The 26,485-nt window shown below is 68.8% G+C and carries 31 protein-coding genes; 23 read left to right on the forward strand and 8 right to left on the reverse strand.

Features of this window, described 5'->3' with window-relative positions:
• Positions 1 to 9 precede the first annotated feature (9 nt).
• From ACGFI6_RS17300 to ACGFI6_RS17340, 9 genes are read left to right on the forward strand one after another with little or no spacing between them, the layout of a single operon-like run.
• Complete coding sequence (locus tag ACGFI6_RS17300) at positions 10 to 1,461, forward strand: cobyric acid synthase (protein ID WP_393119507.1); 1,452 nt, start codon at positions 10 to 12, stop codon at positions 1,459 to 1,461.
• Positions 1,458 to 2,021, forward strand: a complete 564-nt coding sequence (locus tag ACGFI6_RS17305) for a DinB family protein (RefSeq protein WP_393119509.1) — start codon at positions 1,458 to 1,460, stop codon at positions 2,019 to 2,021. The genes ACGFI6_RS17300 and ACGFI6_RS17305 overlap by 4 nt, the downstream gene beginning before the upstream one ends.
• Positions 2,014 to 2,955, forward strand: coding sequence for an RNA polymerase sigma factor SigJ (sigJ, locus tag ACGFI6_RS17310; protein ID WP_393119511.1), 942 nt, complete (start codon positions 2,014 to 2,016; stop codon positions 2,953 to 2,955). The genes ACGFI6_RS17305 and sigJ overlap by 8 nt, the downstream gene beginning before the upstream one ends.
• 18 nt (positions 2,956 to 2,973) lie before the next feature.
• Positions 2,974 to 3,699 (forward strand): SDR family oxidoreductase, encoded by a 726-nt coding sequence (locus ACGFI6_RS17315; protein WP_393119513.1) that lies wholly within the window; start codon positions 2,974 to 2,976, stop codon positions 3,697 to 3,699.
• A complete protein-coding gene (locus ACGFI6_RS17320; protein WP_393119515.1) occupies positions 3,696 to 4,085 on the forward strand; it encodes a hypothetical protein in 390 nt (129 codons plus the stop codon). Before ACGFI6_RS17315 ends, ACGFI6_RS17320 begins: the two co-directional genes overlap by 4 nt.
• A gap of 46 nt (positions 4,086 to 4,131) precedes the next feature.
• Positions 4,132 to 5,253, forward strand: a complete 1,122-nt coding sequence (locus ACGFI6_RS17325) for a CaiB/BaiF CoA transferase family protein (protein WP_393119517.1) — start codon at positions 4,132 to 4,134, stop codon at positions 5,251 to 5,253.
• A 14-nt stretch (positions 5,254 to 5,267) separates the two neighbouring features.
• Complete coding sequence (locus ACGFI6_RS17330) at positions 5,268 to 6,410, forward strand: acyl-CoA dehydrogenase family protein (protein WP_393119519.1); 1,143 nt, start codon at positions 5,268 to 5,270, stop codon at positions 6,408 to 6,410.
• 42 nt (positions 6,411 to 6,452) lie between these two features.
• Positions 6,453 to 7,049: a sulfite oxidase-like oxidoreductase gene (locus tag ACGFI6_RS17335; protein ID WP_393119521.1), complete on the forward strand. Its 597-nt coding sequence runs from the start codon at positions 6,453 to 6,455 to the stop codon at positions 7,047 to 7,049.
• Positions 7,019 to 7,756 carry a ferredoxin reductase gene (locus ACGFI6_RS17340; protein ID WP_393119523.1) on the forward strand — a complete coding sequence of 246 codons (738 nt, stop codon included), beginning with the start codon at positions 7,019 to 7,021 and terminating at the stop codon, positions 7,754 to 7,756. The genes ACGFI6_RS17335 and ACGFI6_RS17340 overlap by 31 nt, the downstream gene beginning before the upstream one ends.
• On the opposite strand, the gene ACGFI6_RS17345 is transcribed toward ACGFI6_RS17340, so the two are convergent.
• Complete coding sequence (locus tag ACGFI6_RS17345; RefSeq protein WP_393119525.1) at positions 7,753 to 8,499, reverse strand: MerR family transcriptional regulator; 747 nt, start codon at positions 8,497 to 8,499, stop codon at positions 7,753 to 7,755. The two genes, ACGFI6_RS17340 and ACGFI6_RS17345, sit on opposite strands and share 4 nt — an antisense overlap.
• 61 nt (positions 8,500 to 8,560) lie before the next feature.
• Between ACGFI6_RS17345 and ACGFI6_RS17350 the strand changes: the two genes are divergently transcribed.
• The 5 genes from ACGFI6_RS17350 (at position 8,561) to ACGFI6_RS17370 (ending at position 15,252) form a co-directional block, all read left to right on the forward strand.
• Positions 8,561 to 9,778: an acetyl-CoA C-acetyltransferase gene (locus ACGFI6_RS17350; protein ID WP_393119527.1), complete on the forward strand. Its 1,218-nt coding sequence runs from the start codon at positions 8,561 to 8,563 to the stop codon at positions 9,776 to 9,778.
• Positions 9,775 to 11,910: a 3-hydroxyacyl-CoA dehydrogenase NAD-binding domain-containing protein gene (locus ACGFI6_RS17355; protein WP_393119529.1), complete on the forward strand. Its 2,136-nt coding sequence runs from the start codon at positions 9,775 to 9,777 to the stop codon at positions 11,908 to 11,910. Before ACGFI6_RS17350 ends, ACGFI6_RS17355 begins: the two co-directional genes overlap by 4 nt.
• A gap of 209 nt (positions 11,911 to 12,119) precedes the next feature.
• On the forward strand, positions 12,120 to 13,403 hold the full coding sequence (locus ACGFI6_RS17360) for an ABC transporter substrate-binding protein (RefSeq protein WP_393119531.1): 1,284 nt from the start codon (positions 12,120 to 12,122) through the stop codon (positions 13,401 to 13,403).
• On the forward strand, positions 13,400 to 14,368 hold the full coding sequence (locus ACGFI6_RS17365) for a carbohydrate ABC transporter permease (RefSeq protein ID WP_393119533.1): 969 nt from the start codon (positions 13,400 to 13,402) through the stop codon (positions 14,366 to 14,368). Before ACGFI6_RS17360 ends, ACGFI6_RS17365 begins: the two co-directional genes overlap by 4 nt.
• Entirely contained in the window at positions 14,368 to 15,252 is an 885-nt protein-coding gene (locus tag ACGFI6_RS17370; protein ID WP_393119535.1) for a carbohydrate ABC transporter permease, read from the forward strand. The genes ACGFI6_RS17365 and ACGFI6_RS17370 overlap by 1 nt, the downstream gene beginning before the upstream one ends.
• Positions 15,253 to 15,288: 36 nt before the next feature.
• Here the strand turns inward: ACGFI6_RS17370 and ACGFI6_RS17375 are convergent, their stop codons facing one another.
• Positions 15,289 to 15,906 carry a class I SAM-dependent methyltransferase gene (locus tag ACGFI6_RS17375; RefSeq protein ID WP_393119537.1) on the reverse strand — a complete coding sequence of 206 codons (618 nt, stop codon included), beginning with the start codon at positions 15,904 to 15,906 and terminating at the stop codon, positions 15,289 to 15,291.
• Positions 15,907 to 15,925: 19 nt separating this feature from the next.
• Positions 15,926 to 16,555: a peptide deformylase gene (gene def, locus ACGFI6_RS17380; protein ID WP_393119539.1), complete on the reverse strand. Its 630-nt coding sequence runs from the start codon at positions 16,553 to 16,555 to the stop codon at positions 15,926 to 15,928.
• Positions 16,556 to 16,609: 54 nt separating this feature from the next.
• Between def (ACGFI6_RS17380) and ACGFI6_RS17385 the strand changes: the two genes are divergently transcribed.
• Both ACGFI6_RS17385 and ACGFI6_RS17390 read left to right on the forward strand, forming a co-directional pair.
• Positions 16,610 to 17,092, forward strand: a complete 483-nt coding sequence (locus tag ACGFI6_RS17385; protein ID WP_393119541.1) for a winged helix-turn-helix transcriptional regulator — start codon at positions 16,610 to 16,612, stop codon at positions 17,090 to 17,092.
• An 89-nt stretch (positions 17,093 to 17,181) separates the two neighbouring features.
• Positions 17,182 to 17,664, forward strand: a complete 483-nt coding sequence (locus ACGFI6_RS17390; protein ID WP_393119543.1) for a hypothetical protein — start codon at positions 17,182 to 17,184, stop codon at positions 17,662 to 17,664.
• Here the strand turns inward: ACGFI6_RS17390 and ACGFI6_RS17395 are convergent.
• Both ACGFI6_RS17395 and ACGFI6_RS17400 read right to left on the reverse strand, forming a co-directional pair.
• Entirely contained in the window at positions 17,654 to 18,040 is a 387-nt protein-coding gene (locus ACGFI6_RS17395) for a hypothetical protein (RefSeq protein ID WP_393119545.1), read from the reverse strand. The genes ACGFI6_RS17390 and ACGFI6_RS17395 overlap by 11 nt on opposite strands.
• Complete coding sequence (locus ACGFI6_RS17400; protein WP_393119547.1) at positions 18,015 to 18,266, reverse strand: hypothetical protein; 252 nt, start codon at positions 18,264 to 18,266, stop codon at positions 18,015 to 18,017. The genes ACGFI6_RS17395 and ACGFI6_RS17400 overlap by 26 nt, the downstream gene beginning before the upstream one ends.
• 53 nt (positions 18,267 to 18,319) lie before the next feature.
• Between ACGFI6_RS17400 and ACGFI6_RS17405 the strand changes: the two genes are divergently transcribed.
• The 3 genes from ACGFI6_RS17405 to ACGFI6_RS17415 all read left to right on the forward strand — a co-directional run bounded on the left by ACGFI6_RS17405 (position 18,320) and on the right by ACGFI6_RS17415 (position 20,551).
• Positions 18,320 to 19,327 carry a DNA glycosylase AlkZ-like family protein gene (locus tag ACGFI6_RS17405; protein WP_393119549.1) on the forward strand — a complete coding sequence of 336 codons (1,008 nt, stop codon included), beginning with the start codon at positions 18,320 to 18,322 and terminating at the stop codon, positions 19,325 to 19,327.
• A 119-nt stretch (positions 19,328 to 19,446) separates the two neighbouring features.
• Entirely contained in the window at positions 19,447 to 20,148 is a 702-nt protein-coding gene (locus ACGFI6_RS17410) for a hypothetical protein (protein WP_393119551.1), read from the forward strand.
• A 22-nt stretch (positions 20,149 to 20,170) separates the two neighbouring features.
• Entirely contained in the window at positions 20,171 to 20,551 is a 381-nt protein-coding gene (locus ACGFI6_RS17415; protein WP_393119553.1) for a YchJ family protein, read from the forward strand.
• 5 nt (positions 20,552 to 20,556) lie between these two features.
• Here the strand turns inward: ACGFI6_RS17415 and ACGFI6_RS17420 are convergent, their stop codons facing one another.
• Positions 20,557 to 21,087 carry a YbhB/YbcL family Raf kinase inhibitor-like protein gene (locus ACGFI6_RS17420; protein ID WP_393119555.1) on the reverse strand — a complete coding sequence of 177 codons (531 nt, stop codon included), beginning with the start codon at positions 21,085 to 21,087 and terminating at the stop codon, positions 20,557 to 20,559.
• Positions 21,088 to 21,251: 164 nt separating this feature from the next.
• Here ACGFI6_RS17420 and cobT point away from each other — a divergent pair, with 164 nt between their 5' ends.
• The 4 genes from cobT to ACGFI6_RS17440 are packed head-to-tail and all read left to right on the forward strand — an operon-like array spanning position 21,252 to position 24,891.
• Positions 21,252 to 22,286, forward strand: a complete 1,035-nt coding sequence (gene cobT / locus ACGFI6_RS17425; protein WP_393119557.1) for a nicotinate-nucleotide--dimethylbenzimidazole phosphoribosyltransferase — start codon at positions 21,252 to 21,254, stop codon at positions 22,284 to 22,286.
• Positions 22,283 to 23,509: a uroporphyrinogen-III C-methyltransferase gene (cobA, locus tag ACGFI6_RS17430; RefSeq protein WP_393119559.1), complete on the forward strand. Its 1,227-nt coding sequence runs from the start codon at positions 22,283 to 22,285 to the stop codon at positions 23,507 to 23,509. The genes cobT and cobA overlap by 4 nt, the downstream gene beginning before the upstream one ends.
• Complete coding sequence (locus ACGFI6_RS17435) at positions 23,506 to 24,312, forward strand: TrmH family RNA methyltransferase (RefSeq protein ID WP_393119561.1); 807 nt, start codon at positions 23,506 to 23,508, stop codon at positions 24,310 to 24,312. The genes cobA and ACGFI6_RS17435 overlap by 4 nt, the downstream gene beginning before the upstream one ends.
• Positions 24,313 to 24,342: 30 nt before the next feature.
• A complete protein-coding gene (locus ACGFI6_RS17440) occupies positions 24,343 to 24,891 on the forward strand; it encodes an AAA family ATPase (protein WP_393119563.1) in 549 nt (182 codons plus the stop codon).
• A 1-nt stretch (position 24,892) separates the two neighbouring features.
• On the opposite strand, the gene def (ACGFI6_RS17445) is transcribed toward ACGFI6_RS17440, so the two are convergent.
• Together def (ACGFI6_RS17445) and ACGFI6_RS17450 are read right to left on the reverse strand one after the other, a co-directional pair.
• On the reverse strand, positions 24,893 to 25,510 hold the full coding sequence (def, locus tag ACGFI6_RS17445; protein ID WP_393119565.1) for a peptide deformylase: 618 nt from the start codon (positions 25,508 to 25,510) through the stop codon (positions 24,893 to 24,895).
• A gap of 87 nt (positions 25,511 to 25,597) precedes the next feature.
• Positions 25,598 to 26,413 (reverse strand): LLM class F420-dependent oxidoreductase, encoded by an 816-nt coding sequence (locus ACGFI6_RS17450; RefSeq protein WP_393119567.1) that lies wholly within the window; start codon positions 26,411 to 26,413, stop codon positions 25,598 to 25,600.
• Positions 26,414 to 26,485 lie beyond the last annotated feature (72 nt).

Below are 26,485 nucleotides of genomic sequence, written 5' to 3' on the forward strand. Positions count from 1 at the left end.
GATCACTGCGTGGGCTCTCTGCTGATCGCCGGTACGACGTCCGACGCCGGCAAGACGACCGTCGTCACCGGGCTGTGCCGCTGGCTGGCGCGGCAGGGCGTCAGGGTCGCGCCGTACAAGGCGCAGAACATGTCGAACAACTCGATGGTCTGCGGCGACGGCACCGAGATCGGCCGCGCGCAGTGGATCCAGGCTGTTGCCGCGGGCGCCGAACCCGAGGCCGCGATGAATCCGGTGCTGCTCAAGCCGGGCAGCGATCGGCGCAGCCACGTCGTGCTGATGGGGGAGCCGTGGGGCGAGCTGTCGGCCCGCGGCTTCCTCACCGAGCGTGTGGAGCTGGCGAAGGCGGCGTTCGCGGCGTACGACGATCTCGCGTCCCGGTACGACGTGGTGATCAGCGAGGGTGCGGGCAGCCCCGCGGAGATCAACCTGCGGCAGTCCGACTACGTGAACATGGGCCTCGCGCAGCACACGAGGGCGCCGGTGGTCGTGGTCGGCGACATCGACCGCGGGGGAGTGTTCGCGTCGATGTTCGGTACGGTCGCGCTGCTGGACGCGGCGGACCAGGCGCTGATCAGCGGGTTCCTGGTGAACAAGTTCCGCGGTGACGTGTCGTTGCTGCAGCCCGGCATCGACATGCTCGCCAAGGTGACCGGCCGGCCCACGTACGGCGTGCTGCCGTGGCTTCCGGAGCTGTGGCTGGACTCCGAGGACGCGCTCGACATCCCCGTACGGCGGGCGTCGTCGGACGAGGTGCTGACGATCGCGGTGGTGCGGTTCCCGCGGATCAGCAACTTCACCGATCTGGACGCGCTGGCGGCCGAACCGACGAACAGCGTCTTCTTCACCACCAGCCCGGCCGAAGTGCGCGACGCGGACCTGGTCGTTCTTCCCGGTTCACGCGCCACGGTCGCCGACCTCGCCTGGCTGCGCGCCAACGGCCTGGCCGACGCCCTGCAGGCTCGGGTTGCCAACGGCCTTCCGGTACTGGGAATTTGTGGCGGATACCAGGCGCTCGGATCGCTGGTCTCCGATCCGGACGGGGTCGAGACGGGGGGCGATCACCCAGGTCTCGGGTTGTTGCCCGTCGCAACGACCTTCGCCAGGGAGAAGGTGCTGGCGCGGCCCACGCGGACCGCGTACGAGATCCACCACGGCGTCGTCACGGTCACCGGCGATGCCGGGGAGTTTCCGGGCGGCTGCCAGGTACGAAATGTGTGGGGGACGATCTGGCACGGGTTGCTGGATGACGATGCTGCGCGGCATGCGTTTCTGCGTGAGGTCGCCGGGCTGACCGGGAAGCCGGCGCCGGACGGGTCGGTGTCGTTCGCGGGGCTGCGCGAGGACCGGCTGGACCGGCTGGCCGACATGATCGACGAGTACGCCGACACCGCCGCGCTGCTGCAGATCATCGAGCACGGCGCACCGACCGTCCCCTTCGTCCCACCGGGAGCGCCGTGAAGACCGTGCTGCAGGAGTATCTCCAGGCGACCCGGGCGTTGCTGCTCGCGAAGCTCGACGGCCTCGGCGAGTACGACCGGCGCCGGCCGCTCGTGCCGTCCGGGACGAACCTGCTCGGGCTGGTCAAGCACCTGACCGGCATCGAGTACGTCTACCTCGGGACGAGCGTGGGTCGCCCGCCGGCCGACGTACTGCCGTGGGAGGCGGACGGTTCGGTGTGGGAAGGCGCCGACATGTGGGCGAAGCCGGAGGAGTCGACCGAGTACGTCACCGGTCTCTATCGCGAGGCCTGCGCGCACAGCGATCGCTCGATCGCCGAGCTGGACCTGGAGCACCCGGCCGAGGTGCCGCACTGGCCCGAGGGCAAGCGCAGTACGACGTTCGGCGCGCTGCTCGTCCGCGTCGTCGACGAGACCGCGCACCACGCCGGTCACGCGGACATCGTCCGGGAGTTGATCGACGGGCAGGGTGGCCAGGACGCGGGCATGCTCGACGATGCCGGCTGGTCGGAGTACTTCACGCAGATCCAGCGCGCGGCGGAGACGTTCCGGCATGAATGACACGGCTGATCTCGAGGACTTCGAGCGGCTGCGCGGCCGGCTGTTCGGGATCGCGTACCGGATGATGGGCACCGCGACCGACGCCGAGGAGATCCTCCAGGACACCTGGCTGCGCTGGCAGGAGGCCGACAAGACGACGGTGCGGAACCCGGACGCCTATCTGGCGAAGATCGTCACGAACCTCTCGATCAAGCAGCTCACCTCGGCGCGGGCGCGGCGCGAGACGTACGTCGGGGAGTGGCTGCCGGAGCCCGTACTGACCGGGCGCTCCGAGTTCGATGCGCTGGGCCCGTTGGACGTGGTCGCGGAGCGGGAGTCGGTCTCGTTCGCGCTGCTGCTGATGCTCGAGCGGCTCACCCCGGCCGAGCGGGCCGCGTACGTGCTGCACGAGGCCTTCGCGTACGGGTACCGCGAGGTGGCCGAACTGATCGGGACCTCGGAGGCGAACGCACGGCAACTGTCGTCGCGGGCCGGGAAGAAGCTGGCACCCGAGCGGGACAGCGGGCCGCATCGTGAGCAGCCGGTCGACCGGGCAGGCTGGCGCAAGCTGGTCGAACGGTTCCTCGCGGCCGCACGACTGGGGGAGATCGAGGAGCTGGAGCAACTGCTCGCCGCGGACGTGGTGTCGCGCGCCGACAGCGGCGGCAAGGTGTCGGCGGCGCGCAACGTACTGACCGGCCGGAACCGGGTCGCGCGCTACCTGTCCGGCGGGCTCGAACGGTTCGGCGGCGACCTCGACATGTACCCGGCGGAGGCGAACGGTGGCCCGGCGCTCGTGGCGGCCGGACCCGACGGTGTGGTGGTCGCGATCTGCTTCCTGGGGATCGGTCCGGACGGCGTGACCGACGTCCAGTTCGTGATGAACCCGGACAAGTTGGCGTTCGCGACCGAGCAGTTGTCACACATCGACGGGCTGTCCGATCTGAGTTGGTGACCGAAAGGAAACCAGCGAATGACCTCCATCCTCGTCACCGGCGGAACCGGCACCCTCGGCAAACCGACCGTGACCCGGCTCCGGGCCGATGACCATCAGGTCCGGGTACTCAGCCGCAAGCCCGGCCCCGGCCGCGCCGTCGCCGACCTCAGCACCGGCGAAGGGCTCGCCGCGGCCGTCGACGGGTCCGACGTCGTCGTGCATCTGGCCACCAGCGGCGGACGCGGGGACGTCGCCCAGACCCGCAACCTGCTCGCGGCCGGCGCGGGCGTACGGCACCTGATCGTGATGTCGATCGCGGGCATCGACCGCATTTCGCTGTCGTACTACCGGTCCAAGCTCGAGGGCGAACAGTTGGTCGCCGAGTCGGGCGTGCCGTACACGATCCTGCGCGCGACCCAGTTCCACAATCTCGTCGACCAGGTCTTCGGCGCGCAGCGCTTCCTGCCGGCGCTGCTCGCCCCGGCGATCATGCTGCAGCCGATCGCGGTCGAGGACGTCGCGGTCCGGCTCGCCGAGCTCGTGGGCCGGCCGCCGGTGAACGGCCGCGTCGACGACATCGGCGGTCCGGAACGTACGCCCGCTGTCGAGCTGGCGCGGCTGTGGAAGCAGGCCAGGTCGACGCACCGCGCGGTGCTGCCGGTCCGCCTGCCGGGCAAGATGTTCGGTGCCTTGGCCGCCGGTGCGTTGACGGTCGACGGGCCGGAGTACGGGCGGAGCACCTTCGCGGAGTACCTGCGATGAGGACGTACGTACGGACCGTGCTGATCATCCTCGCCGCATTCGAGGTGCTGCTCGGGTTGTGGCTGTCGATCGTGCCGAAGACGTTCTACGACCACGTGCCGACGGTGAACTGGACGCCCCCGTACAGCGACCACCTGTTCCACGACTTCGGCGGCGCGAGCCTCGGGCTCGGGATCGTCCTGACGGCGGCCGCGATCCGGCTGGACCGGTTCCTGACGGTGATCGCGCTGGTGGCGTTCCTCGCGTACGCCGGGCCGCACTTCTTCTTCCACCTCGGCCACCTGGAGGGTGACGAGGCGCTGCTCTCGACCGGCCTGGCCGTGGTGCTCGCGCTCCTGGTGGTGCTGCCGCTGACCGCATTGGCTGGGGTGCGCAAGCTCACTTGAGGCCGAAGTTGACCATTGTGACAGTGAAACTGTCACAATGGGCGGCATGGGTCCACTCGAGGGTGTGAAGGTGGTCGAGCTGGCCGGGATCGGCCCGGCGCCGTTCGCCTGCATGCTGCTCGCGGAGCTCGGCGCCGACGTGCTCCGGATCGACCGTCCCGGCGGCGGGCTCTCGATGGGTCCGCCCGAACTCGACCTGGTCAACCGCGGCCGCCGGAGTACGGCGCTGGACCTCAAGCAGCCCGCGGCCGTTGACGTCGTACGCCGGCTCGTTGAGCAGGCCGACGTACTGGTGGAAGGATTCCGGCCCGGGGTGGCGGAGCGGCTCGGGTTAGGGCCTGAGGACTGCCACGCGGTCAACCCGCGGCTCGTGTACGGGCGGATGACCGGCTGGGGGCAGGACGGACCGCTGGCGCAGGCGGCGGGGCACGACATCGACTACCTGGCAGTGTCGGGCGCGCTGCACCTGATCGGACGCGCGGGTGGGCCGCCACAGGTGCCGGCGAATCTGCTCGGCGACTTCGCGGGCGGCTCGCTGTACCTCGTCATCGGCGTCCTCGCGGCGCTCAACGAGGCGCAGCGCAGCGGTCAGGGCCAGGTCGTCGACGCGGCGATCGTGGACGGCTCGGCGCACCTGACGACGATGCTGCTCGGCGCGCTCGCGGCCGGTTCCTGGCGTCAGGAGCGCGGCACGAACCTCCTCGACACCGGAGCGCCGTTCTACGACGTGTACGAGACCGCGGACGGCAAACACGTCGCGGTCGGAGCGATCGAGCCGCAGTTCTACGCGGAACTGGTCGAGAAGCTCGGCGTCGACGTACCGGATCGCAACGACCCGGCGCAGTGGCCGGAGCTGCGCAAGGTGCTGACCGAGACGTTCCGGCAGCGTACGCAGGCCGAGTGGACCGAGCTGTTCGACGGGTCGGACGCCTGCGTCGAGCCGGTGCTGCCGCTGGCCGGCGACCATCCGCATCTCGTTGCCCGCGGCACCTTTGTCGAGCACCACGGCGTCCGGCAGGCGGCACCAGCGCCGCGCTTCGGCCGGACGCCGACCAGCCTCGGCCGGCCGCCCGCGGGGCCGGGAGAACACACCCGGGAGGCGCTCGCCGACTGGGGCATCACCGACCTCGACGCCTTGCTCGCGTCCGGCGCCGCCATCCAGATCTGAGAGAGGTACCGCCCGTGGAACGTCAGCTCTTCGACGCCGATCACGACGCCTTCCGGGAGACCGCCCGGGCGTTCTGCGCGAAGGAGATCGTCCCGCACCACGACAGCTGGGAGGAGGCCGGCATCGTCCCGCGCTCGTTGTGGACGGCGGCCGGTACCGCGGGGCTGCTCGGGTTCATGATGCCGGAGGAGTACGGCGGTGGCGGGGCGCGGGACTTCCGGTTCAACACCGTACTGATCGAGGAACTCACCAAGGTCCGGGCGAGCGGCGTCGGGTTCACGATCCACACCGACATCAACTCGGCGTACCTGCTGGATTATGCGAGCGACGAGCAGCAGAAGCGCTGGCTGCCCGCGTTCTGTTCGGGGGAGACGATCACCGCGATCGCGATGACCGAGCCCGGCGCCGGCAGTGACCTGCAGGGCATCCAGACCACGGCGCGGCGCGACGGTGACCACTACGTACTGAACGGGCAGAAGACGTTCATCTCGAACGGGATCCTCGCCGACCTGGTGATCGTGGTCGCCAAGACCGACCCGGACGCAGGCGCCCAGGGGATCTCGCTGATCGTCGTCGAACGCGGGATGCCCGGCTTCGACCGCGGCCGGAACCTGGACAAGATCGGGCTGAAGGCGCAGGACACCGCGGAGTTGTTCTTCGACGACGTCCGCGTCCCTGCGGAGAACCTGCTCGGCGAGGAAGGCAAGGGCTTCGTCTATCTGATGGAGAAACTCCCGCAGGAGCGGCTCACGATCGCGGTCGTCGCCGCGGCCGCGTGCGAGAACATGCTCGACGAGACACTGCGCTACGTGAAGGACCGCAAGGCGTTCGGCCGCCCGATCGGCTCGTTCCAGAACAGCCGCTTCGTGCTCGCGGAGCTCGCCACCGAGACCCAGATCGCGCGGGTGTTCGTGGACCGGTGCATCGCGGAGCTGAACGCCGGCACGCTGAGCGTCGCCGAGGCCGCGATGGCGAAGTGGTGGACGACCGAACTGCAGAAGAAGGTCGTCGACCGTTGCCTGCAGTTGCACGGCGGCTACGGGTTCATGACCGAGTACCCGATCGCGAAGGCGTACCTCGACACCCGCATCCAGACCATCTACGGCGGCACCACCGAGATCATGAAGGAAATCATCGGCCGGACGATGGGAATCTGAGCGTTCCGTGGTTGACTGCCCTGAGGAGTGAGGGAGGTCGTCATGGGTATCGTTTCTCCGGGATTCACCGGGCGGCGCGGGGGCGGCGTGAACCTGCCCCCGGGGCAGTACGTGACGCACGAGTTCCCGGTCTTGTCGGCGGGTCCGACGCCGCGGGTGCTGCCCGAGCACTGGGAGTTCACGGTCACCACGGAGACGGGCGAGAAGCACAAGTGGGACTGGGCGGCGCTGATGGCGTTGCCGGCCGAGGAGATCACCAAGGACATCCACTGTGTCACGCGGTGGTCCAAGTTCGAGACGACCTGGAAGGGCGTCTCGCTGGACACGCTGCTCGCCGACGTGGAGACCGGCGCCGACTTCGCGATGGCGCACAGCTACGGCGGCTACACCACGAACGTGCCGCTCGAGGACCTGCTCGACGGGCAGTCCTGGATCGCGTACTCGTACGACGGTGAGCCGCTGGACCCTGAGCACGGCGGCCCGGCCCGGCTGCTCGTCCCGCATCTCTACTTCTGGAAGAGCGCCAAGTGGGTCCGCGGCCTGGTGCTGTCCGACACCGAGGACCTCGGTTTCTGGGAGACCGCCGGCTACCACGAGTACGGAGACCCATGGAAAGAACAGCGCTACGCCGGCGACTGAGTTGGCAGGTCGCGACCGTCGTCGACGTACGGCGGGAGACCGAGACGGCGCGCACCATCGTGCTCGACGTGCCTGACTGGCCGGGGCACCTGGCGGGTCAGCACCTCGACGTCCGGCTGACGGCCGACGACGGGTACCGCGCCTCCCGGTCGTACTCGGTCGCCTCCGCCTGGGGCGGTGACGGGATCGAGCTGACCGTGGAGCAGGTCCCGCAGGGCGAGGTCTCGCCGTACCTGGTCGACGTGCTCAAGGCCGGTGACCCGCTGGAGATCCGCGGGCCGGTCGGCGGCTGGTTCGTGTGGCAGCCCGAGCAGCAGGGGCCGGTGCAGTTGATCGGTGGCGGCTCGGGCATCGTGCCGCTGCGTGCGATGCTGCAGGCGTCCGCGGGGACGTCGACGCCGATGCGCTTGCTGTACTCGGTCCGCCGGCCGGAGTCGGTGATCTACGTCGGGGACCTCAAGGAGCTCGCCGCGTCGGACGACGTCGACGTACGACTCGTGTACACGCGGGAGGCGCCGGCGGGGGAGCCACGGGTAGGCCGGATCGACGCGGACGTGATCGAGCAGCACGCGTTCAAGCCCGCCGACGGCGCAACGACGTACGTATGCGGCCCGACGCCGTTCGTCGAGGCGGTCGCGGACCTCCTGGTCGCAGCCGGCCACGACCCAGCCACCGTGAAGACGGAGCGCTTCGGCCCGACCGGCTAACGCGGCTTGTTCTGGGTGCGGCGGATGGTGTCGCGCTGGGTTTCGCCGACGGCTCGTTCGTAGGCGATCACGAGGCCCTGGATCGTGACCGGCTTGAAGCGTTCGACGAGTTGCTGGATGTGCTCGGGCGGGCCGCCGGAGTCGCGGTAGTGCGGCCAGACCTTGGTGCGGAACACCTCGGTCAGCTCTTCGGCGATCGCGCGGCCGTGCTCGGTGAAGATCCGGCCCGCGTCCTGTACGGCCTCGACCGGGAGGTCCAGGTCGAGCAGCTCGACGCCGAGGCTGAGATGCGCGGTCGCCACCTGGAACACGTCCTCGTCCGGGGTCGGCTCGACCACTCCGAGCGCGACGAGCATCTCGATGTCGTCGTCGCTCAGCTCACGCCCGGTACGCAGTACCAGAGCCGCCCGATCGAGCGTCTCCGGCAGATCGCGCATCCACGGTGTCAGCAGCGTGCGGTGCAGCGCGATGTCCTGCGGCGTCGCGTCGGTCGGGATCCGGTCCAGGTACCCCTCGATCGCCTGCAGCCGGAACCCGTGCGCCTGCAGCTCCCGCACCAGGTCCAGCCGGGCGATGTGCTCGGGCCCGTAGTACCCGACGCGCCCGCGCCGCGTCGGCGGCGGGATCAGCCCCCGGCCCGCGTAGAAGCGCAACGTGCGCACCGACATCCCGACCCGCGCCGACAGCTCGTCGACCGTCAGTGCCGCGCCTTCCGGTGTTGCGTCCCCCGCCACTTCCGACATGGCGGAGATCATAACGAGTCCCCCTTGACCACCGTGACACCACAACTGTCACAATCGCCGTATGACCGAAGCCTTTCTGTACGACGCGATTCGGACACCGCGCGGTAAGGGGAAACCGACCGGCGCGCTGCACGAGGTCAAGCCGATCCAGCTGATCACCGGCCTGCTGACCGAACTGCGCGCCCGGCACCCCGAACTGGATCCGGCCGCCATCGACGACGTCGTGCTCGGGGTGGTGACGCCGATCGGCGACCAGGGCATGGACATCGCGCGCACCGCCGTACTGATGGCCGGCTACCCCGAGACCACCGGCGGCCTGCAGCTGAACCGGTTCTGCGCCTCGGGTCTGGAAGCCGTGAACCAGGCCGCGCAACGGGTCCGTTCCGGCTGGGAGGACTTCATCCTGGCCGGCGGCGTCGAGTCGATGTCGCGGGTCAAGATGGGCTCCGACGGCGGCGCCTGGGCGATGGACCCGGAGACCGCGCTGGACACCGGCTTCATCCCGCAGGGCATCAGCGCGGACCTGATCGCGACCATCGACGGACTCTCCCGGACCGACGTCGACGCGTACGCCGCGGAGTCGCACGCCCGCGCCGCGAAGGCATGGGCGAACGGGTACTTCGGACGCTCCGTCGTCCCCGTACGGGATCGCAACGGGCTGCAGCTCCTGGACCACGACGAGCTGGTCCGTCCTGGTACGTCGGTGGAGACGCTCGCCGGTCTGCCGCTGTCCTTCGCGGCGATCGGGGAGCACGGCGGGTTCGACTCGGTCGCCCTCGAGAAGTACCTGACCGTCGAGCGGATCGAGCACGTGCACCACGCCGGCAACTCGTCCGGGATCGTGGACGGCGCCGCGCTGGTTGCTGTCGGCAACGAGAAGGCCGGCGAGGCGCTCGGCCGGGCGCCGCGCGGCCGGGTGGTCTCGGTCGGTGTCAGCGGCGCCGATCCGACGATCATGCTGACCGGTCCGGCACCGGCCGCCCGGAAGGCGCTGGCGCGGGCCGGCCTGGATGCTTCGGACATCGATCTCTTCGAGATGAACGAGGCGTTCGCGGCCGCGGTTCTGCATTTCATGTCCGATCTCGGCGTACCGCACGAGAAGGTGAACGTGAACGGCGGCGCGATCGCGCTCGGGCACCCGCTCGGCGCGACCGGCGCGATGCTGATCGGAACCCTGCTGGACGAGCTGGAGCGGCGCGAGCTCCGGTACGGACTGGCCACCCTGTGCGTCGGCGGCGGGATGGGCGTCGCGACGATCATCGAGAGGCTTGCGGCATGATCGAGTGGAAGAACGACGCGGGCGTGGTCACGCTGACGCTGAACGATCCCGATGCGTCGGCGAACACGATGAACGACGCGTACGTCGAGGCGATGGGCCGGACCGTTGAGCGCCTGACCGCCGAGAAGGCGCTGATCAAGGGCGTCATCGTGACCAGCGCGAAGTCCACGTTCTTCGCCGGCGGGAACCTGCAGCAACTGTCGCAGATCCAGCCGTCGGACGCCGCGCAGGTGTTCGAGACGGTCGAGGAGGTCAAGCGTCAGCTGCGGACGCTGGAGACCCTCGGCGTACCGGTCGTTGCCGCGATCAACGGGTCGGCGCTCGGCGGTGGGCTGGAGATCGCGCTCGCCTGCCATCACCGGATCGTTGCCGACAACCACCGTATCGAGCTCGGTGTGCCCGAGGTGACGCTCGGCCTGCTGCCCGGCGGCGGGGGAGTGACCCGTACGGTGCGGATGCTCGGTCTGCAGGACGCGCTGATGAAGGTGCTCCTGCAGGGCCAGCGGATGAAGCCCGCGCACGCGTTGTCGGTCGGGATCGTGGACGAGGTGGTCCCGGCGGAAGAACTGCTGGATGCGGCGCGCCGGTGGATCACGACCTACGACGGCGACGCCAAGCAGCCCTGGGACCGGGACGGCTACAAGATCCCGGGCGGTACGCCGGCCTCGCCGAAGCTGGCCGCGTTCCTGCCGGCCTTCCCGGCGAACCTGCGCAAGCAGCTCAAGGGCGCACCGTACCCGGCGCCGCGGGCGATCATGAGCGCCGCGGTCGAGGGCAGTCAGGTGGACTTCGCGACCGCGTCCCGGATCGAGTCCCGGTACTTCGTCTCACTCGCCACCGGGCAGATCGCGAAGAACATGATCCAGGCGTTCTTCTTCGACCTGCAGTCGATCAACGCGGGCGGGTCGCGCCCTGCCGACGTACCGGCGTTCAAGGCCCGGAAGGCCGGCGTGCTCGGTGCGGGCATGATGGGCGCCGGGATCGCGTACGTGTGTGCGAAGGCCGGGATCGACGTCGTGCTCAAAGATGTTTCGCTGGAGGCCGCTGCGCGCGGTAAGGAGTACTCCGAGAAGCTGCTCGCCAAGCAGGTCGCGAAGGGGCGGCTGTCGGCCGGAGACGTCGAGCAATTCCTGTCCCGGATCACTCCGACCGGCGACCCGAACGATCTTGCCGGTTGCGATCTGGTGATCGAGGCGGTCTTCGAGGACGGTGGCCTGAAGCAGAAGGTGTTCGCCGAGATCGCCGGCGTCGTCGAGCCCGACGCGCTGCTCTGCTCGAACACCTCCACGCTGCCGATCACGGCGCTCGCCGACGGCATCGACCGCCCGGATGACTTCGTCGGCATGCACTTCTTCTCGCCGGTCGACAAGATGCCGCTGGTCGAGCTGATCGTCGGCGGCAAGACCTCGGATCGCGCGGTCGCGCAGGCGTACGACGTCGTACGGCAGCTCAAGAAGACGCCGATCGTGGTCGGGGACAGTCGTGGGTTCTTCACGTCGCGGGTGTTCGGCACGCTGATCATGGAGGCCGCGGCGATGGTGGCCGAGGGCGTCGATCCGGTGCTGATCGAGCGCGCCGCGACCCAGGCCGGGTTCCCGGCACCGCCGCTGGCGATGCTGGACGAGATCACGTTGACGCTGCCGCAGAAGATCCGGGACGCCGCCCGGGCGGTCGGCGACAGCGCCGGGGCGTTCGACGAGCACCCGGGCATGGCGGTCGCCGATCGGATGGTGAACGAGTTCGGCCGCCGCGGGAAGGCTGCAGGCGCAGGGTTCTACGACTATCCGGGCGACGGGCCGAAGCGGCTCTGGCCCGGATTGTGGGAACACTTCCCGCAGGGCGGCACGGTTCCGCTGATCGACGTACAGGAACGGATGCTGTTCGCGATGGCGCTCGAGACCGTGAAATGCCTGGACGAAGGCGTGTTGCGTTCGGTGCCGGACGCCAACATCGGCTCGATCTTCGGCATCGGCTTCCCGCCGCTGCACGGCGGTGCCTTGCAGTACGTCAACGCGTACGGACCGAATGCGTTCGTGGAACGGTCGCGCGAACTGGCAACGAACTACGGCGAACGCTTCGAACCGCCGGCGTTGCTGCTCCGCAAGACCGCCGCGGGCGAGCTGTTCAGCTGATCACGAGCCGGTACCAACTACACACGTTCAAACAAAGAACAGCGCGTCCGGTCTTGCGCCGGGCGCGCTTTTGAGACATTGTGCTGGCACTTCTACAACGATTGACCTGCAGTACCGTGTGCCAGAACTCGGAGATGCTTAACGCCGTTAAGTACCTCGGAACCGTGCGTCGTACCCCTGCGACGTTCCCTGTAGGGAAGGTGGAATACATGCCTGCTCATGTTCCGATCGCCGGCCTGTCCCGGCGCGATCTGCTCAAGCGGACCGGTGGACTCGCTGCGCTCGCCGCGCTGACCGCCGCCTGCGGCGGCAATACCGGCCGCCCGTCGTCCGGAGGCGGAGGCGGTGGTTCGAAAGTCAACCTGTCGCAGTGGTACCACCAGTACGGTGAAACCGGCACGCAGCAGGCGGCCCAGAAGTACGCGAAGGCGTACACCGACGCGAACGTCAGCGTCCAGTGGACACCGGGTGACTACGGCACCAAGCTCTCCTCGGGCCTGCTGTCGAACAAGGGCCCCGACGTCTTCGAGAGCCAGCTGAACATCGGCATGGTGAAGAGCAACCAGGTGGTCGCGCTCGACGACATCATGGCCGACGTCAAGGACGACTTCCTGCCGGGCGACCTGGCCACGAACACCGTGGACGGCAAGATCTACGGCATCCGGATGATCGTCGACCCGCAGGTCATCTACTACCGCAAGTCCCTGCTGGAGAAGGCCGGCATCAAGCCGCCGGAGACCATCGACGACCTGATCGCCGCCGCCAAGGAGCTCACCACCAAGAAGGTGAAGGGCATCTTCGTCGGCAACGACGGCGGCAACGCGCTCGGTGGGCCTGCGATCCGTGCCGGTGGCGGCAAGCTGCTGACCGACGACCACAAATTCGGCTTCGGGGGTGACGGTCCCGCCAAGGCGCTCGGGAAGCTGCACGAGCTGTACGCGAGCAAGAGCGTGCTGCTCGGTTCGCCGACCGACTGGACCGATCCGGGCGCGCTCAACCAGGGGCTCACCGCCATGCAGTGGATCGGGATGTGGGCGGTGCCCGGCATGCAGAAGGCGCTCAACGACGACATCGGCGTGATGCCGTTCCCGGCGCTGGACGCGTCGAACAAGCCCGCCGTGTACTCGGGCGGCTGGACGCAGTTCGTGTCCGCGAAGAGCCCGAACGTCGAGGCCGCGAAGAAGTTCGTCAAGTGGCTGTGGATCGACAAGGAAGACTTCCAGGAGGACTGGTCGCTGAACTACGGCTTCCACATCCCGCCGCGGAAGAGCCTCGCCGCGAAGGCGGCCAAGCTGCAGAGCGGTGTCGCCGCCGACACCGTGAAGCTGACCCAGGAGCACGGCTTCACCGACGACCCGGCCTGGACGCCGAAGATGGCCTCGGCCCTCACCGACGTGCTGACCAATGTCATCAAGAAGGGAGCCGACCCAGCCGCCGAGATTGCCAAGGCCGAGAAGACCGTCAACGACGAGCTCTCGCGGTTGTTCGGATGAGCGCTACCGCCAAAACGTCCGTGGACCCCGCTGCCGCTGGTGAGCGGCGGGGCGCCCGGGCGAGCAAGAAGGGGCAGAAAGGGATCAAGGGGACCACCCTGTGGTTCTGGGTGTTCGTCGGGCCGTTCGTGGTCGGACTGCTGATCTTCTCCTACCTGCCGATCATCTGGAGCTTCGTCCTCAGCTTCTTCGAGGCGTACAACACCGCGACGCCGTCGAAGTTCGTCGGGCTCCGCAACTACGTCGACATGCTCACCGACCACAACTTCTTGTCCAGCCTGGGCACGTTCACGATCTTCGCGGTGTTCATCGTGCCGCTGACGTTCGTGCTCTCGCTGCTGCTGGCGCTGCTGGTCAACCAGGTGAAGATCGCGCGGGCGTTCTTCCGGTCGGTGTTCTTCCTGCCGACCGCGTGCTCGTACGTCGTCGCGTCGCTGATCTGGAAGCTGTCGATCTTCAACGGCGTCCGGTTCGGCCTCGCGAACACGGTGCTCGGCTGGTTCGGCCACGACACGATCGCATGGCTCTCGACGGTCTCACCGCCGTGGTACTGGCTGCCGCTGGTCACGGTCCGGTTGTGGCTGCAGCTCGGGTTCTACATGATCCTGTTCATCGCCGGCCTGCAACGGATCTCGCCGACCCTGTACGAGGCCGCGTACGTGGACGGTGCCAAGCCCGGGTGGCAGGTGTTCCGCTACATCACGCTGCCGCAGCTGCGGGCGACCTCGGTGGCCGTACTGATCCTGAACCTGATCGCGGCGTACCAGGCGTTCGACGAGTTCTACAACCTGATCGGCAACGTGAACTACGCACGGCCGCCGCTGGTCTACCTGTACGGCATCTCGCTCGGATCGATCCAGGACCTCGGGCACGGTTCGGCCGGCGCGCTGATCCTGGCGGTCATCATCATGATCGTGACGCTGCTGCAGAGCCGGCTGTTCGGCTTCGGAAAGGCGGGCGACTGATGGCTGTTGCCGAACGTACGACCGGAACCCCGCAGCCGATCGGGTTCCAGCGGAGCACGCTGGGCCGGGTCGGGATGGTGCTGCGCTGGGTCGCGCTGTTCATCGCGGTGGTGCTGTTCCTGCTGCCGTTCTACCTGATCCTGCGCAACGCGCTGTCCACCGAGAACGACATCACGGCGCAGACCTGGACGCTGTTCCCGTCGCATCTGCAGTGGGGGAACATCGGCGAGCTGTTCAAGGACACCCAGGTCCCGATGGCGCGGGCGCTCTACAACTCCGCGGTCGTCGGGATCCTGGGCACCGGGGGACAGTTGCTGCTGGCATCGATGGCGGGGTACGGGCTGGCCCGGATCCCGTACCGGCACGCGGACAAGATCTTCTACGCGATCGTCGCGACGCTGATGATCCCGGGTGCGGTCACCTTCATCCCGTCGTTCATCGTGGTCTCGTCGCTCGGCTGGGTGTCGACGCTGCGCGGTCTGATCATCCCGACGCTGTTCAGCGGGTTCGCGGCGTTCCTGTTCCGGCAGTACTTCCTCGGGTTCCCGCGGGAGCTGGAGGAGGCGGCCCGGGTCGACGGCGCCGGGTACTTCGGGGTGTTCTGGCGGATCGTGGTCCCGAACTCGCTGCCGTTCTTCGCGGCGATCGCGGCGATCACGTTCATCGGCAACTGGAACTCGTTCCTGTGGCCGCTGGTGATCGGGCAGGACTCGTCGTCGTGGACCATCCAGGTCGCGATGTCGACGTTCATCACCGCGCAGACCATCAACATCCACGAGCTGTTCATGGCGGTCGCGGTGTCGATCCTCCCACTCGTCCTGATCTTCGCGTTCCTGCAGCGCTACCTGATCCAGGGCGTCACGCAGTCCGGCATCAAGGACTGACCCGATCTGGCGGGGAGTCCACCAGGCTCCCCGCCGTCAGCCCTCGCAGTGTGTCCAGAACAGTGCGTGGCCGCCGGATCCTTCGGGGACGAAGGATTCGGTGTCGATCGTCAGGCCGGCCTCGGCGAGCCAGCTGCGGTACGTCTCGACGTTGCTGTGGCTCCACCACATCGTCGCGCCGCCCTCGAGCCAGTTGTCCTCGGTGCCGGTCCAGGCCCGGTGGCCTGTCGTACAGACGAAGCACCCGCCGGGACGTAGCCAGGTCGCGATGCGCGCGAGCAGTTGCGGCTGCTCGTCCAGGGGCAGATGGATCAGCGCGTAGAGCGAGACGACCGCGTCGAAGGACCCGGGTGCGAAGTCGAGTGACATCGCGTCGGCGTTGACGAATTCGGCCTCTGGGACGAGTTCGCGGGCACGGGCGATCTGGACGTCGCTGAGGTCCACGCCGGTGACGTGATGTCCTGCGGCGCTCAACACGCGCGCCATGGGCACCCCGCTGCCGCAGCCCACGTCGAGCACACGACTGCCGGGTGTTAGCCGGGCGATCAGCTCGTCGATCCACGGCCCGTACTTCGAGTCGGCGCCGGTCGCGGCGTCGTACCGGCGCGAGAGCACGTTGTACCCGCGCCGAACGACCTCCTTCGGATCCTCCACACCGGCGACGCTAACGCCTTCAGTGGGCGTCGGCGAGCAGATTTCCGCGGGAGGTACGCCGGGCGAACACCGACGGGCGCTCGTCGGCGGAGTCGTTGAGGGCGTCGGTGCGTGATGCGGGGGAGAGGTGGTCGACGTAGACGGTGCCGGCCAGATGCTGGGTTTCGTGGACGAGGCAGCGGGCGAAGTACCCCGACGACTCGACCGTGAACGGGTGGCCGTCGAGGTCGTACGCATGCAGGACGGCGCGGGCCGGGCGGGCGAGCTCGGCGTTCGCGCCGGGGACGGAGAGGCAGCCCTCGCTGCCCGGTTGCGTACCGAGGAGTGCGACGCTCGCCTCGACCCGCGGGTTGAACGCATGGCCGACGTGGCGGTCGCCGTGCTCGTCGGTGAGGTCGTAGACGAACAGTTGCGCGTCCACGTCGACCTGGTTCGCCGCGAGACCACAGCCCTCGGCGATCCACATCGTCGTGAACATGTCGTCGATCAGCCGTCCCCAGCGCGCCGCCCCGAACTCGGTGACGGCTCGGCACGGGCGGTGCAGGATCTCCTCGCCGTACTCCGTGATCCGCAACGGCTTGCCCCGGCGCACCTCGTCCAGCACCTCGGGCAGGCGGCGACTCAGACGGCCTTGAACATACGTCGGCATACAAAGAACGTACTATGCAAACTATAGGCTTTGCAAAGCGACTAGGATGCGTGCATGAACGCCGAGCGCAGTACGCCGAACCGCCGCGACGTCGTACGCGCACACCCGCTCCGCGAGGCGCTGCTGACGCTGATCGACCGGGACGGCACGACGACGTCGACCATCGCGGCGCGGGAGTTGGGGGAGAGTACGGGTTCGTGCTCGTTCCACCTGCGCCGGCTGGAGGCGCTCGGGGTCATCGAGCCGGTGCGCGGCGCGGCCGGCCGGGTGAAGCCGTGGCGGCGGGTGGTCGCCGAGCAGGCGACGCTGAACCGCGAGCTCGAGGACACCGCGTACGCGAGCTGGCTGGCCGCGAAGACCTCCGGCGACGAAGACTTCGCGTTCAGCGAGGTCGTGATGCTGGCCGACGGCGATCTGGCCGAGCTCCGCGCCCGGCTGCATCGGGTCCTCCGCGACTTCGTGGACTCGGAGCCGGCGGCGGACTCGGGGACGCCGACCGCGGTGATCATCCGGGCGTTCCCATTGCGTGAGGAATAGCGGGAACCGGGGTAGGTGCCGGTGCGTCAGCGCAGAAGACGCCCTTCCCACCAGACGCCCCCGCGCCTGGCCCCGAGTGTGGAGCCCCCATGACGAACCCGCCCGACCCCAACAACCCGGGCTACCCCCAATCCCCGCCCCACCCGCAAAGCGCCGCATATCCCCAACCCCCGGCGCCCGGCTACCCGCCGCATCCCGCTTCGGGTTATTCGCAGGCGCCTGCAGGTGGTTATCCGCAGCACCTTTGGCCGGAGCATGCGCAGCCGCCGGTTCCCGTCCAGCCCGTCGCGCCTCAGCGGCCGAAGGGCTCGGCCGCGACGGGCGTGCTCGCGTTGTTGCTCGCGATCGCCGGCCTGGTCGCGCCGTTCCTGCCGTTCTCGAACCTGATCGACCGCTTCCCGGTCCGCCAGTACCTCGCGTTTCCCTTCGCCGTACCAGCCCTGGCCCTCGCGATCCTCACCCTCGCAACCCCCCGCCGCGGCAAGCCCGCCGCCGCGATCGGCATGATGATCGCCTTCCTCGCACTCGCGGTCGGCGCGATCATGGTCTACAACTACGACCTCAAACCCTGACCGGACCCGACACAGCCAACCGGTGCCCGTCCGGCAGAACCAGCGTGAACGTACGGCGCACCCACGGCATGTCCTCCGGCGCCGTCGACTCACTCAGTCCGGCAGCGAGCGCAGCCTCGCACAGCGGATCAACCAGTACTCCCACGTCGACGCTGATCGTCGCGGGCGCGACGGGCCCCGGTGTGCGTTTTACCTCGAGACCACCCTGGCCGTTCCAGATCGTGCAACCGAGGTGCGCCAGATCGCCGAGCTGGAACCGAACCTGCATACCGAGCAGCGAGCACAGCAGCCGGACCGTGCCCTCGAGGTCCTGGACGTACAGCACCGGCGAGATCCCGAACGTCGTCGGATCAGCCGCCCGCGCGACCTCGCTCATCAGCCCGCTGCCCCACGACGTACGGCGCAGGTACCAACCGATGCCACGTCCAGCCACCGTTGTCCCCGAACTCCTGCCCCAATCGCTCTCGCGTTGCGGCTTCCGAGACAGTCGGCGACATGTTGCCGCCCCGCGCCCAGTCCGGGTCCGAGAACATCGCGTGCAGCGCCGCCAGGTCCCGTTCCAGCTCGAACGGCTCCAGATCGACTCGTGTGGTGGACAGCATCCGGCCTCCCAATCAGGTCATCGGGTGACGTGATTTCTGCGTACGTTCGGTCCATGCGGATTGTGACGCGGGAACAGGCCATCGCCTACCGCTTGCGGGTCAACAACCTCGTCGATCGGCTGCCGACCGGGTCCTACGAGCAGGCGGCGTACGCCGGCTTGCAGGACACCGGCCCGCGGGACGCGCTGCTCGGGCTGCACGCGCGGATGGCTGGATGTACGCCGGGCGACTGGGAGCATCCCGCGCTACTCCAGACGTACAGCCCGCGAGCCGCGGTGTACGTACTGCCCGCCCGCGACTTCGGCGTATTCACGCTCGGCCGGCTGCCGCTCGATCCGACAGCCGTGCGACGGATCAACGCACTAGCAGACCGCGTATGCAAAACCCTCGCCGACCGCCAAAGCCGCAACGCGGCCGGCAGCAGCGGCGGTGGTGACGGCGGTGGTGGTGGGGTCCGGGGTGCTGGGGTTGAGGGGCTGCGGGCGGCTTGTGCGACTGGCCGGATCGCGGTGCGGTGGGACACGACCTCGCTCTACGCCCGGGAGGTCCCGCGGCCCGCTCTCGACGTACACGAGGCTCGTCTGGAGCTCTGCCGCCGCCACATCGAGTACTTCGGACCCACCACACCGAAGACGTACGCGTGGTGGTCCGGCCTCTCGCCCGCCGACGCCCGCGCGGTGTGGGACCAGCTCGCGTCCGAGCTGGTCGAGGTCGACTTCGACGGCGTACCGGCCTGGGTACTACAGACTGCCGAGCACAACCTGCACACCGCACCCCCACCCCGCGGAGTGCGGTTGCTCGTGTCGTCCGACCTACGCCTCTTCGGCCGCGACCGAGACGCCCGCTTCATAGCCCCCGGCCTCCGCCAACTCATCCCCACCGCCGACTGGTTCCACCCCCACGGCCTCCTGATCGACGGCGACCTAGTCGGCGCCTGGGGCCGGAAGTCGGGCCACGTCACGGTCGTCCTCGCCAAGCCCCTCACCCCGGCACAACACACCGCCCTGGAAGTAGAGGTCGCCTCGCTCCCGACCAGGAATCCACGACTCTCAGTGCAGTAACCGACTTGTTATGCCGAAAAAGTAACGCTCCGTGTTCCTGAAGCGATAGGGGGGCCGAGTGGATCGGTCCGGGGAGGGACCGAGTCACCCGCACCATCACTTCTAGGGGGGAACGACCCATGTCTCAGCAGTATCCGCAGGACGTCCAGCAGCCGCAGTACCCGGGCGGCGGACCAGGCGGACCGCAGCAGGGGTGGCAACAGCACGGGTATCAGCCGGGTGCAGCCAAGCCGCCGAAGAAGCCGTTCTTCAAGCGGGTCTGGGTGATCGTGACCGGCAGCGTGATCGCGCTGTTTGTCGTGATCGGGATCGCCGGTGGCGGCGGTGGCAGCAACAACGCGGCGTCGACGACTGACACGAAGCCATCGGCACCGGCTGCGTCCGCCCCCTCCGCGAAGGCTCCGGCGAGCACCAAGCCGTCTGCCAACGCCAAGCCGGCCACCAAGGCGCCTGCGGCATCTCAGGCGCCCGCGAACACGGCCTGCGAGGGCTCGCGGAACGACCCGTGCCCGGTCACGCTCGGCGTCGGGTTCACGGTCGGCAAGCACAAGCTCGAGGGCGGCTGGAAGCTCAAGACCGAGGAGTACGTCGGGACCAAGCTGATCGGCAAGCTCAGCAACGTCTCCGACGAGCCGAGCACGGCGTTCTTCACGGTCCGGTTCCTCAAGGGCAACAACTTGGTCGCGAACTTCCAGTGCACCAGCAGCAGCGAGCTGCAGCCGCATCAGTCCGAGGACATCGAATGCTTCAACATGTCTGACGTACAGAAGCCGCTGAAGAAGGGCTCCTACGACAAGATCACCGCCCAGGCCGACTTCTGACGGATGCGGTTAACTGGGCCGCATGCCAGCTCCTTCTGCCTGTCCTTGTGGTCTTGGTCTGTCGTACGACGCGTGTTGCGGCCGGCTGCACCGCGCCACGGTGTCGGCTGCAACCGCGGAGGAGTTGATGCGTTCCAGGTACACCGCGTTCGTCATGCACGATGCGGCGTACCTGCGACGTACGTGGGCGTTGGCGACTCGGCCGGCGGCGATCGACTTCACTCCGGGGCAGGAGTGGACCGGTCTGGAGATCGTCGGCACGACCGGCGGCAGTCCGTTCCACACCGAAGGCACCGTCGAGTTCCGCGCCCATTACACCCGCAACGGCCGCCCCGGCGTACAACAGGAAAACAGCACCTTCACCCGCGAGGCCGGCCACTGGGTCTACACCGCCGCCCTCTGACCGCGCTACTCCGGGACCTGGTAGGTGGGGGTGATTAGGGCTCGGGCGAGGGTGTGGAAGGCGAGGTTGAAGCTGACTACGGCGGGGGTTGCGTCGGCGTCCACGTCGAGGGCTTCTACGTCGATGGCGTGGACGGCGAAGTAGTAGCGGTGGACCTGGTCGCCCGCGGGTGGGGCGGCGCCGCCGAAGGACTTGGTGCCGAAGTCGTTGCGGACGTGGAAGGCGCCGTTGTCGAGGCGTTCCGTGGTGCCGGCCCCGGTCTCGAGGTCGGTCACGGTGGCCGGGAGGTTGACGAGCACCCAGTGCCAGAAGCCGGAGACGATCGGGGCGTCGGGGTCGAAGCAGGTCACGACGAAGGCCTTGGTCTCCGCCGGGAACCCGGACCAGCTGAGCTGCGGCGACGTGTTGCCGCCGGCGAACGCGTGGTCGTCGGAGAGCGGTTCGCCGTCGGCGACGTCGGTGCTGGTGACGGTGAACGAGCCGACCTCGGGGAGCAGCTTGTACGGGTCCGGTGCGACGGGACGATCGAGCGACATCTGTGAACCTCCAGCATCGAGCGACGTGTGGTGATCCCGACATTACTGTCCACGGCGGGCGGTCCGTCCGGGGGCATCCGGTCCGGGATGCGAAGATCGGTGAAAGTACGGGGAGAACTACGGGAAAGTACGGCTGGAGCCGGCATCGGCGAGCGGAGGATCTGGTGGAGGAGTACCTGGAGCGGATCGTTGCCGCTGATCAGGCGGCGATGCGGGCGGCCGCGGAGCGGCAGGCACGGCTGACCAAGCCGGCCGGCTCGCTCGGCGTCCTCGAGGAACTGTCGGTGAAGCTCGCCGGCATGACCGGCGCCCCCGCGGTACCGGGGCCCGCGGTCGTCACGGTCTTCGCCGCCGACCACGGCGTCCACGCGCAGAACGTCTCGCCGTGGCCGCAGGAGGTGACCGCCGCCATGCTGGCGAACTTCGCCGCGCACGGTGCCGCCGTGAACGCCTTCGCCAAGAACAACGGCGTCGACGTACGGGTGGTAGACGTCGGCGTCGCGACCCCGGTCGAGCAGCTCGACATCGTGCATGCCAAGGTCCGCCCCGGCACCTGCGACCTCTCGCAAACCGCTGCGCTGACGGAAGACGAGGCGCTCAAGGCGCTCGCGGTCGGCTTCGACCTCGCGGACAAGCTGGTGCAGGACGGGTACCGCTGCCTGCTCACCGGTGACATGGGCATCGCCAACACCACCGCCTCCGCCGCCCTCATTGCCACGTTCACGGGCGCCACGGCCGACGCGGTCACAGGACGCGGCACCGGGATCGACGACGCGGCGCTCGCCCACAAGACCTCCGTCGTACGAGAGGCGCTCGCGCTGCACGAAGTACCGGCGACCGAGCCGCTCAAGGCCCTGCAGGCGTACGGCGGCCTGGAGCACGCCGCACTCGCCGGCTACATCCTCGGCGCCGCGGCGAACAAGGTACCGGTCGTCCTCGACGGCGTGATCGCGGGCGCGGCGGCGCTCGTCGCACAGGCGTTCCACCCGGCCGTCATCGACTACTGCGTCGCCGGTCACCGGTCGGCCGAGCCGGGGCATGCGGTCGCGCTCAAACAGCTCGGCCTGCAGCCGCTCGTCGACCTGGACCTGCGACTCGGTGAGGGCACCGGCGCGGTGCTCGCCTACCCGATCCTGACCTGCGCGGCCCGGGCGCTCGCCGAGATGGCCACGTTCGAGGACGCGGGGATCAGTTCGTGACGCATCAGTACCTGTCCGGCCTCGTGCTCGACGGCCGCCGCGTGGTGGTCGTCGGCGGTGGCGGGGTCGCGCAACGGCGGCTGCCGCGGCTGCTCGAGTCCGGCGCGCGGATCGACCTGATCTCGCCGTCGGTCACGCCGACGATCGAGGGCCTGCTCGGCAACGAATCGCTGACCTGGATCAAGCGCGGGTACGTCGAGGGTGACCTGGACGGTGCCTGGTACGTCGTCGTGGCTACCGATGACGCCGCGGTCAACGACCAGGTGTCCGCGGAGGCGGAGGAACGGCGGATCTTCTGCGTACGGTCCGACGACCGGTCCCGCGCGACCGCATGGACGCCGGCGTCCGGGCAGCACGACAACGTGACGATCGGTGTCCTCGGTGGGGGCGATCACCGGCGGTCGGCTGCCGTACGGGACTCGATCCTCGAGGGTCTGCGGACCGGCGAACTGGCGGCACGAGAGGTCGATCGGCAGCCGGGGGTGTACCTCGTCGGCGGGGGACCGGGCGATCCGGATCTGATCACGGTCCGCGGCCGGCGGCTGCTGGCCGAGGCCGATGTGGTGGTCGCGGACCGGCTCGCGCCGCAGCAGTTGCTGGACGAGTTGCATCCCGACGTCGAGCTGTACGACGCGGCGAAGCTGCCCCGCGGGCGGGCGGCGCAGCAGGAGGAGATCAACCGGATCCTCGTCGAACGCGGGCAGCAGGGGAAGGTCGTCGTACGGCTGAAGGGTGGCGATCCGTACGTCTTCGGCCGCGGGTTCGAGGAGGCGCTGGCGTGCGCCGCGGCCGGGGTGCCGTGGACCGTGGTGCCTGGGATCACGAGCTCGATCTCGGTGCCGGCGGTGTCGGGGATCCCGGTCACGCATCGTGGGGTGACGCACGAGTTCACGGTGGTGTCCGGGCATATCCCGCCGTCGCATCCGGACTCCCTGGTGAACTGGGATGCCCTGGCGCAACTGCGCGGGACGCTGGTGCTTCTGATGGCGGTCGAGAACCTGCCCGCGATCGCGACCCGGCTGATCGAGCGCGGCCGGCCCGCGGACACGCCCGCGGCGGCGATTGCCGACGGCACCCTTCCCGGGCAGCGGATGGTGACGTCCGACCTTGCCGGGATCGCCGGCGCGATGCAGGCCGAAGGAGTCGGCGCCCCCGCGATCATTGTCATCGGCAACGTGGTGGAAGTAGCCGGACAGCTCGCGGCCGGGGCGTGGCCGGCGTGACTCTGGTTGCCGTCGACGACGCCTCGGATGCGCGGCTTGCTGATTACGTGCGGCTGCGGGAGGTCAGTCTGCGGCGGTTGCTCGAGGAGGAGCACGGGCTGTTCATCGCGGAGGGCGACAAGGTGATCCGGCGGGCGGCCGACGCCGGGTACGAGCCGCGGTCGTTCCTGCTCGCGCCGCGCTGGCTCGACTCGTTGCAGGACGTCCTGGAGAAGTGGCCGGACAAGCCCGTGTATGTCGTCTCCGAGGAGCTGGCCGAGCAGGTCACCGGGTTCCACGTGCACCGTGGCGCTCTGGCGTCGTACAAGCGGCAGCCTGCCGTACCGCTGCCGGAGCTGCTGACCCCGGACGTACGGCGAATCGCGATCTTCGACGACATCGTTGACCACACCAACGTCGGTGCCGGGTTCCGGGCCGCGGCCGCGCTCGGTGTCGGGCTCGTCCTGATCACGCCGACCTGCGCGGATCCGCTGTACCGACGGTCGATCAAGGTGTCGATGGGCACCGTCTTCCAGGTCCCGTGGACGCGCCTGCAGAGCTGGCCGGGCGACCTGAAGCTGCTCCAGGACCACGGGTACGTCGCCGCCGCGATGGCGCTCGCCGACGACTCGATCACCCTCGACGAACTCGCGGCCCGCAAGGACGAGAAGCTGGCCCTGATCTTCGGCACCGAAGGCCACGGCCTCAAACCGAACGTCCTCCGCGAGACCGACCTCACCGTCCGCATCCCGATGTCCGGCGCCGTCGACTCCCTGAACGTAGCCTCCTCAGCAGCAGTCGCCTTCTACACCACTCGCCCGTAACTCGCTGGACGGCGATGATCTGATGGCGGCATGCCAAAGGTCGTCCTGGTCACCGGAATGCAAGCAGCCGGCAAGTCCACGATCGCGCCGTTGCTGGCCGCGCGGATGGGGCCGCCGGCGGCGACGCTTGATGGGGACGTGTTCTATCGCGGGGTGGTTGCGGGGGCTGAGGTGATGACGCCGGAGCCGTCGGCTGAGGCGTTGCGGCAGTTGGAGTTGCGGTACGAGGCGAGCGCGCTGGTCGCACAGCACTACGCCGATGCCGGGTTCGACTTCGTGTGCAGCGACATCATCCTGGCCGCGGATGTCGAGCGCTGGTTCGCGCGGCTGCGGGGCGTCGAGACGTACCTCGTCGTGCTTGTGCCGTCGGTGGAGTCGATCGTGGCCCGCGAGCTCGGGCGCGGCGGCGGCAACTCGTACCGCGACTGGCAGGAACCGGGCGGCTCGCTCGCCGACGCCGTCCGCGCCCTCCAGGTCGACCTGGACAAGATCCCGCGCCGCGGTCTCTGGATCGACACCACCGACCAGACCCCGGCCGAGACAGCCGCGGCGATCGACCTGGAGAAGGCTCGCTGGTAGCTCAGGTCGCGGGGGTGTCCTCGTGGTCCTCGTCGTGGTCGGGGTCATGGTCGATCATCGGGACGACCGGCCACTCGCCCGGGTAGTCCGGAGCGAACTCCTCGGCCTCGGCGAACAGCCGCTTGCGGTACTTGCGGGACAGTCGATCGCCGAAGACCATGCCCTGGGTGTGGTCGGTCTCGTGCTGCAGGCAGCGGGCCAGCAGGCCGTTGCCCTCGTAGCTGACCGGCTTGTTGTGCTGGTCGACGCCGACGACCTTCGCGTAGTCGGGCCGGGCGCACTTGGTGAAGGCGCCGGGCAGCGACAGGCAGCCCTCGTCGCCCTCGTCGAGGTTGCGGTCCTTGCCCTCGGGCAGTTCCAGCGTCGGGTTGCAGACCACGCCCTGGACGTGCTTTCCCTCTTTGTCAGGACAGTCGAACACGAACAGCTGCAGGTCGACCCCGACCTGGTTCGCGGCCAGGCCGACGCCCTCGGCCGCGTTCATCGTCGCGACCATGTCGGCGACCAGCGTCTGGAGCTCGTCCCCGAAGTCGGTGACAGGCTGATTGACCCGATGCATCACGTCCGCACCCCACCGGGTGATAGGCCGCACCGAACCGTCCTGAGGCAACGTAGACATGCCGGAAATCCTATCCACCCACGCTGCGTCCGAAGAACGGTGGCCTCTGGGCCTCGGATCTTCGGACGCAAGCGAGGGGTGGGGGAGTTACTTGGCGTTGACCTCGTCGCGCCAGGAGACCCATTCGCGGAGCAGGCCCAGGTCGTAGTCAGGGCCGGAGGACGACACCGTGAACAGCCGGGTGCCGACGTCCAGCAGGGCCTTGCCGATGTCCTCGGGCGACTTGTCGCCGACGCCCGCGGAGCGCTCGATCTCGCCCGGGTCGCGGCCGAGGGTCTTGCAGTGCTCGTCCAGTACGGAGTGCTTGTGGGCGAGCGTCTCCGCGTCGCCGAACCCGTGCCAGATGTTCGCGTGCTTGGCGACGAGCTTTAGCGTCTTCTTCTCGCCGCCGCCGCCGATCAGCACCGGGATGTCCCGGGTCGGCTTCGGGTTGAGCTTGGTCCAGCGCTGCTCGATCCGCGGCAGCGCCTCGGCCAGCGCGTCCAGCCGGCCGCCTGCCGTACCGAAGTCGTAGCCGTACTCGTCGTAGTCCTTCTGGAACCAGCCGGAGCCGATGCCGAAGATCAGCCGGCCGTCGCTGATGTGGTCGACCGTGCGCGCCATGTCGGCGAGCAGTTCGGGGTTGCGGTACGAGTTGCAGGTGACCAGGGCGCCGAACTCGACCCGCTCGGTCGCCTCGGCCCAGGCCGCCAGCATGGTCCAGCACTCGAAGTGCAGACCCTCGGGCTCACCGCTGAGCGGGTAGAAGTGGTCCCAGTTGAAGATCACGTCGACGCCGATCTCCTCGGCGGCGGCGACGGTCCGCCGGATGTCGGCGTACTGGGCGTGCTGGGGCTGAACCTGCAGACCGATCCGCGCGGGGAACGCCGCGTACGGCCGGTCGGTGGATTCGGAAGCTGTCATGGTTGAATCTTAACCAGCCTTACGGAGGCTCCTCCGGATAGGCCGGAATCCGGCCATTACGTAAGGTTTACG

It is taken from the genome of Kribbella sp. NPDC048928 (genome assembly GCF_043197975.1).
Lineage (GTDB): Bacteria > Actinomycetota > Actinomycetes > Propionibacteriales > Kribbellaceae > Kribbella.